This is a genomic window from Wolbachia endosymbiont (group B) of Schoenobius gigantella, from assembly GCF_964031005.1.
Taxonomy (GTDB): Bacteria; Pseudomonadota; Alphaproteobacteria; order Rickettsiales; family Anaplasmataceae; genus Wolbachia; species Wolbachia pipientis.
This window is the reverse complement of sequence record NZ_OZ035002.1, coordinates 778,136-792,339: the sequence shown is the minus strand read 5'-3', so window position 1 is coordinate 792,339 and position 14,204 is coordinate 778,136. Positions and strand designations below refer to the sequence as shown.

At 35.2% G+C, this 14,204-nt stretch carries 14 protein-coding genes and 2 pseudogenes; 14 read left to right on the top strand and 2 right to left on the bottom strand.

Going from position 1 to position 14,204, the window contains the following annotated elements; all coding sequences use genetic code 11:
• Positions 1-20 precede the first annotated feature (20 nt).
• Both ACQH2O_RS03705 and ACQH2O_RS03700 read left to right on the top strand, forming a co-directional pair.
• Positions 21-827, top strand: a complete 807-nt coding sequence (locus tag ACQH2O_RS03705) for an AAA family ATPase (protein WP_425385363.1) — start codon at positions 21-23, stop codon at positions 825-827.
• 31 nt (positions 828-858) lie between these two features.
• Entirely contained in the window at positions 859-1,359 is a 501-nt protein-coding gene (locus ACQH2O_RS03700) for a hypothetical protein (RefSeq protein ID WP_425385362.1), read from the top strand.
• A 444-nt stretch (positions 1,360-1,803) separates the two neighbouring features.
• On the opposite strand, the gene ACQH2O_RS03695 is transcribed toward ACQH2O_RS03700, so the two are convergent.
• Positions 1,804-2,874 (bottom strand): hypothetical protein, encoded by a 1,071-nt coding sequence (locus ACQH2O_RS03695; protein ID WP_425385361.1) that lies wholly within the window; start codon positions 2,872-2,874, stop codon positions 1,804-1,806.
• Positions 2,834-4,069 (bottom strand): hypothetical protein, encoded by a 1,236-nt coding sequence (locus tag ACQH2O_RS03690; RefSeq protein ID WP_264375672.1) that lies wholly within the window; start codon positions 4,067-4,069, stop codon positions 2,834-2,836. Before ACQH2O_RS03690 ends, ACQH2O_RS03695 begins: the two co-directional genes overlap by 41 nt.
• A gap of 146 nt (positions 4,070-4,215) precedes the next feature.
• Between ACQH2O_RS03690 and ACQH2O_RS03685 the strand changes: the two genes are divergently transcribed.
• The 12 genes and pseudogenes from ACQH2O_RS03685 (at position 4,216) to ACQH2O_RS03630 (ending at position 14,183) form a co-directional block, all read left to right on the top strand.
• Entirely contained in the window at positions 4,216-4,899 is a 684-nt protein-coding gene (locus tag ACQH2O_RS03685; RefSeq protein WP_265028025.1) for a hypothetical protein, read from the top strand.
• Between the two features lie 13 nt (positions 4,900-4,912).
• On the top strand, positions 4,913-6,847 hold the full coding sequence (locus tag ACQH2O_RS03680; protein WP_425385360.1) for a DUF4815 domain-containing protein: 1,935 nt from the start codon (positions 4,913-4,915) through the stop codon (positions 6,845-6,847).
• 20 nt (positions 6,848-6,867) lie between these two features.
• Positions 6,868-8,064: a hypothetical protein gene (locus ACQH2O_RS03675; RefSeq protein WP_425385359.1), complete on the top strand. Its 1,197-nt coding sequence runs from the start codon at positions 6,868-6,870 to the stop codon at positions 8,062-8,064.
• Positions 8,065-8,068: 4 nt separating this feature from the next.
• Positions 8,069-8,263: a hypothetical protein gene (locus ACQH2O_RS03670; protein ID WP_065095395.1), complete on the top strand. Its 195-nt coding sequence runs from the start codon at positions 8,069-8,071 to the stop codon at positions 8,261-8,263.
• Positions 8,260-9,717 (top strand): hypothetical protein, encoded by a 1,458-nt coding sequence (locus ACQH2O_RS03665; RefSeq protein WP_425385358.1) that lies wholly within the window; start codon positions 8,260-8,262, stop codon positions 9,715-9,717. Before ACQH2O_RS03670 ends, ACQH2O_RS03665 begins: the two co-directional genes overlap by 4 nt.
• A gap of 6 nt (positions 9,718-9,723) precedes the next feature.
• On the top strand, positions 9,724-9,987 hold the full coding sequence (locus ACQH2O_RS03660; protein WP_425385357.1) for a hypothetical protein: 264 nt from the start codon (positions 9,724-9,726) through the stop codon (positions 9,985-9,987).
• Positions 9,988-10,003: 16 nt separating this feature from the next.
• Complete coding sequence (locus ACQH2O_RS03655) at positions 10,004-11,236, top strand: IS256 family transposase (RefSeq protein WP_353287648.1); 1,233 nt, start codon at positions 10,004-10,006, stop codon at positions 11,234-11,236.
• Positions 11,237-11,273: 37 nt separating this feature from the next.
• A pseudogene (locus ACQH2O_RS03650) lies at positions 11,274-11,618 on the top strand (hypothetical protein); the annotation flags it as partial.
• Between the two features lie 11 nt (positions 11,619-11,629).
• Positions 11,630-12,805: pseudogene (locus ACQH2O_RS03645) on the top strand (phage tail sheath subtilisin-like domain-containing protein).
• 11 nt (positions 12,806-12,816) lie between these two features.
• The gene (locus ACQH2O_RS03640; RefSeq protein WP_425385356.1) at positions 12,817-13,323 is read left to right on the top strand and encodes a phage major tail tube protein; all 507 of its coding nucleotides are present in this window, start codon (positions 12,817-12,819) and stop codon (positions 13,321-13,323) included.
• Between the two features lie 61 nt (positions 13,324-13,384).
• On the top strand, positions 13,385-13,585 hold the full coding sequence (locus tag ACQH2O_RS03635) for a hypothetical protein (protein ID WP_007303020.1): 201 nt from the start codon (positions 13,385-13,387) through the stop codon (positions 13,583-13,585).
• 340 nt (positions 13,586-13,925) lie between these two features.
• Positions 13,926-14,183: a phage tail assembly protein gene (locus tag ACQH2O_RS03630; protein WP_425385355.1), complete on the top strand. Its 258-nt coding sequence runs from the start codon at positions 13,926-13,928 to the stop codon at positions 14,181-14,183.
• Positions 14,184-14,204: the final 21 nt, after the last annotated feature.

The following is a 14,204-nucleotide window of genomic DNA, read 5'->3' as shown; positions in this document are numbered from 1 at the left end:
TTAATTTTAAAAGGAGTAATATGGAACAAAGCTTTTTCAACATCGGTCAAAAAGTCCCTTTTTATAGCGTAAAGGAATATTTAAGTGATCAAACGCCAATACCAGAGGATATAATCTCACCAAGAATTTTAACGAAAAGAGGTCTATTGGTACTGGGTGGCCCTCCTAAAATTGGCAAAAGCGATTTTCTAATTTCATGGCTCGTCCACATGGCTGCTGGTAGATCATTTCTTGGTATGACACCAAATAGACCTTTGAAAATCTTCTACATGCAAACTGAAATTGAATATGAATATATGAAAGAACGTTTGCAACAACTTCAACTGGATAAAGAGCTTTTGGACATAGCTGCCAGTAACTTAATTATCACACCAAGAGTTCAATTATCTTTTAGTAGTGAAGAAATAGATGAAATTAAAAATGTTGTCAAAGAGCGTTTCAAACCTGATATTATCGCCATCGATCCTCTCCGCAATATCTTCAATTCAAGTGAATATGGCAACGAAAATGACAATAGCGCTATGCTATTCTTTTTGCAAAAAACACTTGAGAGATTGAGAAATATTATTAATCCAGATTCAGGCATAATACTCACCCACCATACAAAAAAACTATCCAAAAAAATGTTAGAAGAAGATCCATTTCAGGGTTTAAGCGGTGCTGGATCTTTAAGAGGATTCTACAGTACAGGCATGGTAATGTTTGCTCATGATGAAGAAAGCAGTGTACGCCAGGTAGTATTTGAGCTTCGTAATGGTGAACGTGTGCCAAACAAACTTGTTGATAAGATAAATGGTCATTGGAAGATTGTAGACCAATGGAGTTGATTCTTTTTTTACTTAATTTATAGGAGACAATATGTTATCAGATTTTTTAACTGATTTTAATAATGCGAAACTGCAAAGCAGTTTAATACCGAAAGGTACAATAGTCAAGGTAAAAATGGCAATAAAGCCTGGAGGTTATGAGAATTGGTTCACGAAAAGCTACACTACTGGTAGCATCTATTTAAACGCTGAATTTACGGTCACTGAAGGTCCATATACAAAACGTAAGATTTATCAAGTAATTGGTATTAAAAGTGGCAAAGCAAGCGTTGAAGGAGAAGATACTTGGGGAGAAATGGGTCGTTCTATGCTTAGAAGTATTTTAGAGTCAGCACGGAACATTCATTCAAATGACACTTCAGAAAAAGCAGTTATTGCTAGAAAAGTCAACTCTATAGCTGATTTTAATGGGTTAGAGTTTACTGCAAAAGTTGGTATTGAGGCTGATCGATATGGAGAGAAAAACAAGATTGCTACGGTTATTACTCAAGAGCAACATCAAAATACTGAGCGTGATTGGATACCTTTCTAAAGCTGCTGTGTTTATTTGAAACAATTTTTATAGATGAATAAATCCCAAAAAACACTATTGATTTAAAGAATGTCTGTCTTATTTATCGCCTGGTATTAGTGATATGAATGCTGAACAACAGGTTTCTAAAGATAAAAACGGGGATATAGCTGAATTTTTGAGTTCAATTATAAGTGACATAAACCTTGTTAAATTACTAAACATAAAGGAACCATACGCTGGAAGAGAGAATATGATACTGTTTTACAGTTAATTAATGAGGAAGGGACGCTTTTTTACTAAAACCCAATTTTGCTATTTTTTTGAATGGTCTTAAGAGTCATCATTCTATTCTTAGATATATTAATGCCTTAGTTACTGAAGGTTATATAAAATTTCGTGAAAAACAAGAAATAACAGACGCGTTAAAGTTATGTTACCATTAGACTGTTTTTAGCAATAGGGCTAGCTAGCACTTAAGTTAATGGTAGATGGATTAAGCCGATAGCCTGACCAGTTACACGCTTGTATCACATCATCGCGTTTTATATTTAGTCCCAAGGTGCTAGCTAGCTTTTCTGCTATTGTTTTTTGCATTCTGTTAAGAGGTCTGCGTACTTGCTGTTCTGGGTCTTCAAGACCTAAGCTATCTGCTATTTGGACAATATTAAGAAATTTATATTCTTTAACTGCTTCAAAATCACGTAAAAATTGTTTAAGTAACACTCTAAAAATACGGATGCTCGAAATTGCTTGTTTGCCTATAATTTCAATGTCATTAACATAAATAGTATTATCTTCAACTTTTAATCGCAGTATCTTTTTTTCTGGAAGAGTTGTTTCTTGCAGTGGAACATAAGGGAATGCTTGAAAAGAAACATTAGGTAATAGCTCTGGTACTCCTTTTTCAACTGCTTCGCTTAGTATTTGATTTAGAGTTTGATGTTTACAAATTAAATCAGCCATGGAAACAGTGTATAGGCTTAACAATATTTTTAAGTCTTCCTTTCCAAAAGTTATAAGAACGGCAACATTAGTTCTTAACCTATCTACAGTTAAATATGACTTATCAGTACATAAAGTTGGTATGATAATGCTTACTATTTTACTTTTAAAGCTTATATGATATATCCCATTTGCTGCCTTTTCCCATATGAGCCCTGTCAATAATTTTTCAAACCAATTTATAATTTTTTCCGTATTAAGTTTAATTGAAAGCACAAGATAACGCTGTTTTTTATAAGTATTAGGAAAAATATCACGACCACAATCCTCGCAAGCTAGATCATCACACTCTTCATCAAAATCATGAGAAATGATAACCTCATTTTTGCAATAAGGATTTTGTATATTTGGAAAATCAAGATCTAAATCATTAGCGCAAATAACGAAGTAATGCTTCTCAAGTTTAACAAAATCAATCTGGTTGAGATACTCTGCAGCATCTATATAGTTCTCATAAGGATCTACCCAGGACCTATTTACTAACATAGTATCAATATCTTGAGAGTGTTTTCGACAAAACGGTAATTCCATAGCTATCTCTAATTAAAGACTTAAAATCATCTCGTTCTTTTCTATTGAGAACATATTCTGAGTAATCAATTTCTATATAATTTGCGTATTGCGTGTCTGTCTGAAAGGATAAAGTAACTTTTTTACTTTTGAACAATACTTTGATATGCTGAACAAGCGAAACATCATGCAGTACACTACCAACCGAAGGCTCTATCTTCTGCAACCACTCTTCAATATTATCCGTGTTTAACGTAAGATTAGTTTTAGATTTAGATGGACCAAATTTCAATTCAAATAGGCGAATATCAGGTACATGTTGTTTTACACAGTCATTCAAAAAAGTACTCACTTGTGCTGTTGTATTTTGGTGGCGCATGTTAGTAAATGAACATTCTCGTTGAAAATAACAGCTTGCTATTCTATTTGCTATTTTTAATCCTTGATCAAAACTTTGAATAGATAGATTTACTTGGTTAGCATTTAAAGCAAAGTCAATAATAATTCTACTAGGTTTATAACCGTGTATTACCTTATTTGAACTCATTACCAAATCTTCATCTTTACTAGCACGTCGTATAAATAAGTAAATACTATTTTGGTAGTAAAAGAGTTCTTGAAACTGACTTTCAAAACTATCATTTTCGAATAGATCATGCTGTTTTAATATTTCCTGTATCGTACTTTTTGATAAAAAATCCTTAAATGAAGTGGACTTTTGTCTTGGAGGATTTTTTAATACGAAAGGTAAAAAACCTTTTTTCTGCACTTGATTAAAGCAGAAAATTTGTTTCAGTAAGTTATGATTAATTATAAAGAGAGTAAACAACAAGGACTTTTTGTCATATTTGTTATTTTGCAACAGAAATGATTTCAGAAGATCTTGGCTTAATACAGACTGTGCTACTTCAGCTATAGTTGTTTCTGATTTTGCACGACTAAAACGATTGACTAAGTAATAATCAAACAGAGATTCAGAAATTTTAATAAGCATCTTACGCTTTTGCTGAGTTGAAATATCATCGGATTTTTCGTAGTCTTTAAATAATTGCCTATTTTGCTTATTCTGAAAATAGTGGTTAAAAATCACACTTAATTGTCTACCAGAAAGAGAATTAAGCCAACTTTCACGTAAACTTGGATTTTGAAAGTCCTTAAGCAAAAAGGATACTGGCATTTCTAAATTATTTTCCCAAAATTCCTCACTAGCTATCATATATCTAAAAGTAAATATATTATGTCTAAAATAGATTAAAGATTAGTCAACAAAAATTTATTATGAAATAAAAGAAGAATTTTCCTAAAAAAACTGAACAGTTTTTGTAATTTTGGTGAATATATATACAGGGGTCAAACTTTAAAATGTCAATACTCACACAATCAGGAAGAGCAGCAATAGCAGCAAGTATAAAAGAGCAGTCTATCCACCTTGCTTGGGGAACAGGTGATACGAGCTGGGAAAGTAGCCATCAGGTCGAAAAAGTTTTTATTGAGGGTGAAATAGCTCTAGATTACCACACTATTAAAGATGTAAGGGTTTTTACAGGACAAACAGTGTATCAATCCAGTATTGACTATATAGTTGAGAGCAGTAGTGGTATAATAAAACGTACGAAAAACAGCTCTATTGTAGAGAATAGTACAGTAACTATAGAATACATTCAAGACACACCACCAGAGTCCATTACATCTCAAAAACTGCTCAATGAGCTTGGCAGACGTACTGCAGATGAAGTGCTATTCTGCACAGGTGATGAAAACGGCGAACTTATAACTCCTTCTGGAAGATTTAGGCCCTCAAATGTACCAACTAATAATCTTTTTCTCAAATTTACTTTCGATTTCACGGACGCAGCAAATCAAGTTATCAGGGAACTCGGGGTTATGGTTGGTACAAAGGTAAAGGAGAAAGCACCTCCTGGACAGAGATATTTTGAGCCAAAAGACGTGGAAAATCCTGGAATTTTGTTAGTTTTAGAACACACGGTACCACTGATCAGAACCGCAGCAACCCGGGAAACTTTTGCCTTTGTCGTTACATTCTGAAGAGGGGAAAAGAATGACTTTGAATAGCTATTATAATCGCTTTAATCCTGACAAAGAATACGAAAAAAGCTTATTTCTTGCTGGAAGAGGTCTACAGTCAGCAGAATTAAACGAGACGCAAGAATATGCTCTCTCTAAGCTTAAAGGCATAGGTGATGCAATATTTCGTGATGGTGATGTTATAACAGGAAGCAATTGTATTATAGATAGAGAAACTGGTAAAGTTACACTTGAAGGAGGAAAAATCTATCTGCGTGGTGCAGTTAGAAAAGTCGAAAAAGAAGAGTTTGTTGTTCCTCTTAATACTATAGTTCGTATCGGTGTTTATTACGTAGAATCTACGATTACAGAACTTGAGGATGAAAATCTTCGTGATCCTGCTGTTGGTACACGTAATTATCAAGAAGTAGGGGCAGCAAGGCTTAAAGTTTCCACCATTTGGGGATACCAAGTAGAAAGTGTTACTGTTAACTCTACAAATGGGGAATTTTACCCAATTTATAACATTGAAAATGGAGTATTAATAGAACATTCACCTCCACCACAAGCAAATATAGTAACTACTGCTCTTGCTCGTTATGACAAAGAAGCCAATGGTTCCTACGTTGTAAATGGCCTTGAAGTAATGTTCCTGCAAAAGGAAGAGGGAGAAGGAAGAAAAAAAATATTTGTGATTAATGAGGGCAAAGCTCATGTTGATGGCTATGAGATTGAACTTCCTCACAGTATTCGTGTTTCTTTTGATGAAGATCCGGATATAAAGTCAGTTGAATCAGAACCACATACTTTTCAGCCAAATAGCCAAAGAGTAATGGAACTTAAAGTTAATGATTTTCCAATAAGTGAAATTAAAAAAGTAGATATAACTGTTCAAAAAACCATTACCATTACTCATGGTTCATATTCTGGAGCTATTGATCCGATACCTGATTCTGCAGTACTTGAGATTATTCAAGTTAAACAAGGCAATGTTATTTATGAAAATAGTATAGACTATAAGTTAAATGCAGGAAACGTTGATTGGTCATTACCAGGCAAAGAACCAGCTCCTGGAAGTAGTTATCAAATAACCTATCGCTGCCGCACTCATGTAAGCCCTGAAGATATAAGTGAAGAGGGATGTAAAGTAAGAGGTGCAGTTGATAACAGCTTGGTTCTGGTTGATTACACCTGGAAAATGCCCCGCTATGATTTAATTACTATCGATAGCAAAGGGGTGGTAAGAAGAATAAAAGGAATTTCTCACCCTTGGCGACCATCAATGCCAAAAGCACCTAACGGACAACTTTTGCTCTGCTATATTCATCAGACATGGAAAGAAGGCGAAAAAGAAGGGGTAAAAATAGTGAATAATGCTATTCATGCTGTACCGATGAATGAGCTTGAAGCAATGAAGAAGGGAATAAATGATCTTTATGCGCTGGTTGCAGAGGAACGTTTACGCAGTGATGCAAATTCAAGAGAACCTACCACCAAAAAAGGAGTATTTGTAGATCCATTCTTTGATGATGATATGCGCGATCAAGGAATCTCACAGTCTGCAGCGATAGTAAACAAGGAATTAATTTTACCAATAGATGTAACGATTGCTGATATTGATGGAGGAGAAAAAACTTATTTGTTGCCGTATGAACTTGAACCGGTACTGGAGCAGCTTTTACAGACCAAAGGAGAAAAGATTAATCCATATCAAGCTTTTGATCCAGTCCCGGCACAAATTACTCTAAATAAAAACATTGACCACTGGACGGAGGTTACCACGAATTGGAAAAGTCCAGTAACTAGAGTATTTAATGTTAAAGAAACAACAGAGCTGCTGTCAAGCACCTCATACGAAACTGAATTTATGCGAGAAGCAACTCAAAATTTTGAGATTGAAGGTTTTGCAACTGGTGAAAAGCTTAAGGAATTAAAGTTTGATGGAATTTTTATTCAACCTAAAGCATAGAAAATATTTGAAAGAAAAACATGATCGCAACATTTATTGCTGATAACAGAGGAAAAATAAAAGGAAGATTTACTGTACCAAGAAACATTCCTGCTGGGACTAAGTTAGTGCAGTTCTTCGGTGATAAAGGCAGTTATGGAGAAGCAACTTATACTGGTAAAAAAACAATTACCATAGAGGAAAGAAGAAGAGTTATCGCAGCAAGAAGAGTTGATCCTTTAGCCCAAACATTTACTTTAAATGAGAGTAGGCACATAGGAGGTGTGGAGCTATGGTTCACAAATAGCGGCAAAAAACGTGTTGTTGTGCAGATTAGAGAAACAGCAGTGGGAATGCCCTCGCAGACTGTTATTGCTGAAAGCTATATTGAGCCGAAAGATATAAAAGTAGATGGCACAGCAACACGTATAGAATGGTCGCCAGTGTTTTGCCATGCAGGAGAGGAGTATGCAATAGTACTGCTTACTGATGATCCTGGTACTGCAGTAAAAATAGCAGAACTTGGCAAATATGATGCAGTAAATAGCCGTTGGGTAACAAGCCAGCCATATCAAGTAGGAGTATTACTCTCATCAAGCAATGCAAGTACGTGGACACCGCATCAAAATTTAGATTTAACGTTTCGACTACTAGCTGCAAAATTTAGTGAAAATTCTCATGTTATTGATCTTGGGAAAGTTACTGTAAACAACGTATCAGATTTAATAGTTTTAACAAATGTTGAAAAAGTAGCATTTGATACCAATGTAGAATTTATTTTAACAGACGAAGAAGGAAAAGAAAACTTTCTGTCTGATAATTTGCCGCTCGCACTGCGTGAAAGATTATCTGGAGAGCTAACAGTAAAGGCAAATTTAAAAGGGTCAAAAGAAAAAAGTCCGGTTCTTTATCCTGGGTTACAGTTAGTTATGGGTAATATAGGGGAAAAAGGAGATTATGTTACAAGAAGTATTACAGCAGGAGCTAACACTAAGATTACCATAACATATGATGCGCTGATACCTGGCACTGCAGACATTAAAACTTATGTAGAGAAAAACGTGGGAGAATGGCAATTAGTAAATTTAACATCAGGAAAACCAATAGGTGAAAATTGGGTGGAGAGAACTCATATATTGACAAACTTTAATGGCAATGAGACAAGGATAAAATTAGTTTTAAGTGGTACGGTTATCTATCGTCCTAAAGTCAAAAATCTACGAATCATTATCACTTAGCAGAATGTCAGATGATAAAACAAGCAGAGGGTATCCACTGCCTCATCCAGAAAATATTGCTGTGCAGGATGTTGTTCGTATCCGTACCACAATTGAGAAAATAGATGAAGATATTACCGAAAGAGAAGATGAGCATAATCAACTAAAAAATAATTTTAAACGATTTAGATTTGAAACTTTTTTGAATTTTTGGGAATGAAAGAAGCAATATACCAAAGGATAAAGGATTTAGCAGCAAACAGCACACCTGATCAACTGGCATATCTTGCAAAATCGCTGGAGTTGATAGCAGATAAAAAAGCTATTGCTGACATTGTGCAGATGACTGAGGTAAAAGAGATAATTGATGCACTACAAAAGAGGCTTAAGGATTTAGCAGCAAATAGTACTCCAGATCAACTGGCATATCTTGCTAAAGCATTGGAATCAATAGTCGACAAAAGTGCTGTCTCTGAAATTGTACAGATGACAGATGGTAAGCTAAAAGAACTTCTTGATAGTGCAAAAAAACACTTAACCGATCTGGATAATAAAAAAGCTAGTTCTTTAGCAGTGATCTCTGAATCAGAGAAGCAGTTATTAAAGAGAATTGATGAAAAAGGAACAACAAATTTATCACTACTTGATACGAGAAAGAATGCCAATATTGCAGCAATAAACAGTGTTGGCAATGATCATAAAGATGGTCTAAAAGGTTTAGTGAATAACTTCCGTACTGTTAATGATGTGCCAAGCGGTTCATCGATTATGAGGGAGATAAGGAGCAGAGAAAATCAACTAACAACTAAGCTTAACTCTATAAATGATGTACCAAGCGGCTCATCAATCATGAAAGAAGTAAGAAAGCGTCATATGATTGAACCTGGAGCATTACCTTTTTTATTTGGTGTACTAAGTAGAAAAAATAATTACTTTGGTCACGGAACTTTTACAACTGAGCTTGGTCAGTGGAGTAGTGATATAACAAAAACAGACTATATGCTACAACTACTAGCAGGTACTCACACATATGATACAAGCTATGTTAGTTTTTATCGGCCAAGACAATTGTGCTTTTTAGAGGGAAGCAAAGGTACATTTATCTATGGAGAATCATACCCAAGATTCATGTATGATGGATTTTCTGAGCAATTCAATATGCTGAAATACCCTTATGCTGCATTGGGAGTAATATTCGTAAAAAACACAAGCAATGTAGATATAAGTAAAACTATAAACTTTGTTGGATCTGCAATGTGGTATAAAGATGAAGTTAATTATGGAGGAGCAGGATTATTTATAGGTACACCTGATAAAACTAATACAAGGAAGTCAGAGATTTCGAGAATTACTTGGACACGTATTTACCAGCATGAAATTAGCAGTTCTGAATTTATTGGATCAGGTAACATAATCATTCCAGCAGGAAAAACTGTTACAGTGTTACTTTATACGTCATCTAATCTTCACTCAGAAGGTGAAAGAGTTGGTGAGACACCTGAGTTCTTTGCAAGTGAGCATACGTATAGCACAATCTATGGTCAATTTATACAGTGGGGAATTTATAACATACGTAGCAATTTTCTCACCACAGGGCTTGAGATAGATGTAGAGAGGACGCTAAAAGCTTGGCAATGTCCTGGATTATCTAACACATATGAGCTCTGGAGGTAACAAACAATGTCTATCTACATTAGATTTGAAAATGATAAACAAGTAGAAACAACAATACTTGAAAGCAAGCCAAAAGGTAAAAACTGGTATGAAGCGCCAGAAAACTTTGAATGGCAAAAGAGTTATCAGTTAACAGAGGGAGAAGAAATTGTTGAGAGGAATAAGGAAGACATTGAGTTGGAGTTACTTGAAAATGCGAAACTTTCTGTACTTTCGGGAACGTTCAAAAAAGTGTGTCAAACCGAAAAAAAAAGTAATAAATTGATATAAAAAATGGAGGTTTGATATGAGTCAAGCAAATAGAACTACTGGTTTGGTAGATTATAAAGAATTAGAAACAAATATCCTGTCATCTATACGAGAAGGAAGACCATTGACAGGAAGAGATGGAGCATTAACACCGTTTATAAAAAGGTTGCTAGAGGCAAGTCTGGAAGGTGAAATAGAAAGCTACATGTCAGCTGAAAGTGAAGAAAATAACCGAAGAAATGGGAGAAACGCAAAAACTTTACGCACGAGTGCAGGCTCATTTGAGCTGCTAACACCAAGAGATAGGGAGGGAAGCTTTGAACCACAAATAGTCAAAAAAAGGCAAACAAGCCTACATCCAGAACTTGAAGCAAAGGTCTTAAGCACATATGCCAGTGGCATGGGATACAGAGATATAGCTTCACATGTTGAGGAAATATATGACCACAAAATATCAGCAGCAGAGATATCTAGTATTACCGATAAACTGCTACCAGTAATCAATGAATGGCGCAGCCGCCCACTGCAATCAGTGTATCCAATAGTATTTATGGATGGCATGTTTTTTAAGGTCAAGGAGGACGGACATTGCATAAGTAAATGTATGTATAATATATTGGGCATAAATCAAAATGGCAGAAAAGAAGTATTAGGTTTTTATTTGGCTGAAAGTGAAGGAGCTAACTTCTGGTTGGGAGTACTAAATGACCTCAAAGAAAGAGGAGTAGAAGATATTCTAATTGCCTGTATTGATGGGCTAAAAAGCTTTCCTACCGCTATAAATAGTGTATTTCCTAAAGCAGAAGTACAGCTATGCATAGTGCATCAGATAAGGAATTCACTGAAGTATGTATCTAGCAAAGATGTAAAAGTTTTCATAAATGATTTGAAAAAAATATATCGTGCTTCAAGTAAAGAGATTGCTGAGAATTATTTGCTTGAGCTGGAAGAAAAATGGAGTGAAAAATATCCCTTGGTTACAAAATCATGGCAAAACAATTGGGAAAATTTGTCTGGTTATTTTAAGTATTCTGGACCAGTTAGGAAGCTGATTTACACCACCAATCCAATTGAGGGATTGCATAGACAAATTAGGAAATTTACTAAAACTAAGGGCTCATTTACTAATACAAATGCCTTGTACAAACAGGTATATTGTGCTATAAAAAAGGTAGAGCAAAAGTGGACTACAGCTTTGCCTAATTGGGCATTAACTATGTCTCAGCTTGACATTTTCTTTCCCAACAGACTGAAAATTGAGTTGAACTAAAAATGCGGCTTGACACAGTTTATTTAACACTCCCGTACTTTCTAATCTTCGCGTTTATTTTAATAACTATACTAACGAATACGCTGGAAATTCTCACCAAAAAGCTAAATCGTATCAAATACAAGAAAAAGCCGCAAAAAGCATTCTAGCAGACCAGGATGAAAAAGATGCAGAAATTATAGAGCCATTAGCAAAAGTCCGTGGTATTACAGTTATTGAAATGGCAAGAATAATTGAGGAAAAAGTGAAAAAAGCAGTAAAAGCAATAATTAAATGTGAAGAGCTTGAAGATTTAGCCAAAAGAAAGATTGAAGAAGCCAAGAGTGAAAATGAGCTACAGACTTTGCTCGATGATTTCAGAAAAAAAATGCAAGAAAGTTAAAAAGGAAAGAAATGCCAGAAGAATTTTTGCACGGAGTAAATGTTATTGAGGTAACCTCAGGGACAAGAGCAGTACGTACAGCTAAATCATCAGTAATAGGAGTGATTGGTACTGCACCTGAAGCAGAAGAGGAAAGATTTCCGCTAAATAAACCAGTGTTAATTGCAGGAAGCTTAAAAGAAGCAGCAAAGCTTGGAAAGAGTGGCAGTTTACCTTCTGCAGTAAATGGAATATTTTCCCAAATTGGTGCAACAGTAGTAGTTATTCGAGTTGAAGAAAGTGAAAACAGTGATCCAAAATTAAAAGAAGAAGAAACGCTGAAAAATATAATTGGCGGTGTTGATAAAGAGACTGGAGAGTATCAAGGGATAGAGGCATTCCTCAGTAGTGAAAGTATAGTTCATGTTGCACCAAGAATATTAATTGCACCTCAGTTTACTCACCAACTACCAGAAGATGGCAAAAATCCAGTAGTTTCAGCATTAATTCCTATAGCAGAAAAATTAAGAGCAATTATTGTTGCAGACGGACCAAATACTAATGATGAAGAAGCAATCAAGTGGAGAAAAAGTGTAGGCAGCTCAAGGGTTTATGTTATTGATCCATGGGTTAAGGTATTTATTGAAGGAAAAGAAGAAATTTTGCCAGCAAGCCCATTTGTAGCTGGTTTAATAGCGAAAGTAGATAGCGAACAAGGATTCTGGCACTCACCTTCAAATAAAGAAATAAATGGTATTGTTGGCACAAGCAGGCCTATTGATTTTACGCTCGGTAATACAAATTGTAGAGCAAACCATTTAAATGAAAATGAAGTAACAACAATAATTCATCAAAATGGCTACAGGCTTTGGGGAAATAGAACTTGCTCAAGTGATCCTAAGTGGGCTTTTCTATCAGTAAGGCGCACTGCAGACTTAATTAACGACAGTCTACTTAGAGCTCATCTCTGAGCAGTTGATCGCAATATTACCAAAACTTATATAGATGATGTGATTGAGGGGGTGAATTCTTATTTGGCCAATTTAAAAGCCCAAGGAGCAATTATCAGCGGAAAATGTTACGCAACTTCAGAACTCAATACGCCGGCAAACATTGCAAGTGGAAAAGTGTTTTTTGATTTTGAGTTTACACCGCCATATCCGGCTGAGCAAATAATATTCAGGTCTCATCTTGTAAATATAAGTTAGGAGAAAGCAAAGTGTTACCAAAAATACTGAGAAATTTTAACGTATTCGTTGATGGTCGTGGTTATGCAGGAAAAATAGATGAAATAACCTTGCCGAAGCTCACTATCAAAACAGAAGAATACCGTGCAGGGGGTATGGACATACCAATTAGCATTGATATGGGCATGGAAAAGCTTGAAGCTGATTTTACTTTTGCAGAGTATGATTCAGAACTATTTAGGCTTTTCGGTTTGATAGATGGGAATTCAGTAGCTTTGACACTCAGAGGTGGAATGCAAGGGAGTGGTAGTAACGATATTGAAGCTGTAGTAATCAATCTCAGGGGAATATTCAAAGAATTTGATTTTGGTAGCTGGAAGCCTGCTGAAAAAGCCACTCTAAAATGCACTGTAGCTGCCCATTACTACAAACTTACGATAAGTGGCAATGAGCTGATAGAGATCGATGCTGAAAATATGATTAGAAAGATAAATGGTGTTGATCAGATGGCCTTGCTACAAACGATTCTAGGGATCTAATATGGTTGACAAAATTACATAAAAATGTTAAAATATAAGAAGTTGTAGGTATATAGTTAATATGGATTCTAAAGCTCATACAAATTCCATAGAGCAGCTAACTGGTTTACTTGTTAGTGTAGCACAATCTCAAGACAAGTCCGTTTTAAAGTTATTAACTGAATTAATGGAAGAAGAAATCGAAGATATGGAATTATCTAAGATTGCTGACGAACGCTATAAAGAAAAGAGGGTTAAACATCAAGATGCCTTCTGGGATTAAGCCTTACAATATAGACTATTCAGAATCTGTTATAAAGAAAGACATTCCGGCTCTTCCAGCAAAAGTAAAGTTAATGATTAAGAAGGCAATAATGGAGCGTCTAACAGTTGATCCAATTGGACTTGGAAAGCCATTAAAGCATAACTTAAGTGGACAACGTAGTCTACGGGTGAGGTATACTTTATTATATAGATGTACCAGAACATACAGTAGTTATTACTTCAATTGAACACAGAAAAGATTCTTATCAAAGCTAATCCTATTTATAGCACCATACAAAGAAATTAGTTATGTAAAAGCCGATATAGACTTTTATTTAATTAACTTTTTAAGGAGGAACATGCAAGCTATAACACTTAATAACCCAATAACAGTTGATGGAATTTCTGTCTCAGAACTTACTGTTAGACGTCCAAAAGTTAGAGACTATTTGGCAGTAGAGCGCATTAATGGTAGTGATCTGAGTAAGGAAGTAACTTTGACTGCCAATCTGACATCAGTTACAAAAGAAGCAATTGAAGAGTTAGATATTGCTGATTATGTGAAAATTCAAGAGGTATTAAAGGATTTTTTTTCACCGATTATCCAAAAAACTTGAGATTAGAAGTATTAATGTTCA

Bases quoted from the DNA above. Each gene is read 5' to 3' on its own strand.
- ACQH2O_RS03695 (WP_425385361.1), bottom strand. From the start codon at position 2,874: ATGGAATTACCGTTTTGTCGAAAACACTCTCAAGATATTGATACTATG.
- ACQH2O_RS03665 (WP_425385358.1), top strand. From the start codon at position 8,260: ATGAAAGAAGCAATATACCAAAGGATAAAGGATTTAGCAGCAAACAGC.
- ACQH2O_RS03635 (WP_007303020.1), top strand. From the start codon at position 13,385: ATGGATTCTAAAGCTCATACAAATTCCATAGAGCAGCTAACTGGTTTA.
- ACQH2O_RS03670 (WP_065095395.1), top strand. From the start codon at position 8,069: ATGTCAGATGATAAAACAAGCAGAGGGTATCCACTGCCTCATCCAGAA.
- ACQH2O_RS03705 (WP_425385363.1), top strand. From the start codon at position 21: ATGGAACAAAGCTTTTTCAACATCGGTCAAAAAGTCCCTTTTTATAGC.
- ACQH2O_RS03675 (WP_425385359.1), top strand. From the start codon at position 6,868: ATGATCGCAACATTTATTGCTGATAACAGAGGAAAAATAAAAGGAAGA.
- ACQH2O_RS03660 (WP_425385357.1), top strand. From the start codon at position 9,724: ATGTCTATCTACATTAGATTTGAAAATGATAAACAAGTAGAAACAACA.
- ACQH2O_RS03700 (WP_425385362.1), top strand. From the start codon at position 859: ATGTTATCAGATTTTTTAACTGATTTTAATAATGCGAAACTGCAAAGC.
- ACQH2O_RS03680 (WP_425385360.1), top strand. From the start codon at position 4,913: ATGACTTTGAATAGCTATTATAATCGCTTTAATCCTGACAAAGAATAC.
- ACQH2O_RS03690 (WP_264375672.1), bottom strand. From the start codon at position 4,069: ATGATAGCTAGTGAGGAATTTTGGGAAAATAATTTAGAAATGCCAGTA.
- ACQH2O_RS03685 (WP_265028025.1), top strand. From the start codon at position 4,216: ATGTCAATACTCACACAATCAGGAAGAGCAGCAATAGCAGCAAGTATA.
- ACQH2O_RS03630 (WP_425385355.1), top strand. From the start codon at position 13,926: ATGCAAGCTATAACACTTAATAACCCAATAACAGTTGATGGAATTTCT.
- ACQH2O_RS03655 (WP_353287648.1), top strand. From the start codon at position 10,004: ATGAGTCAAGCAAATAGAACTACTGGTTTGGTAGATTATAAAGAATTA.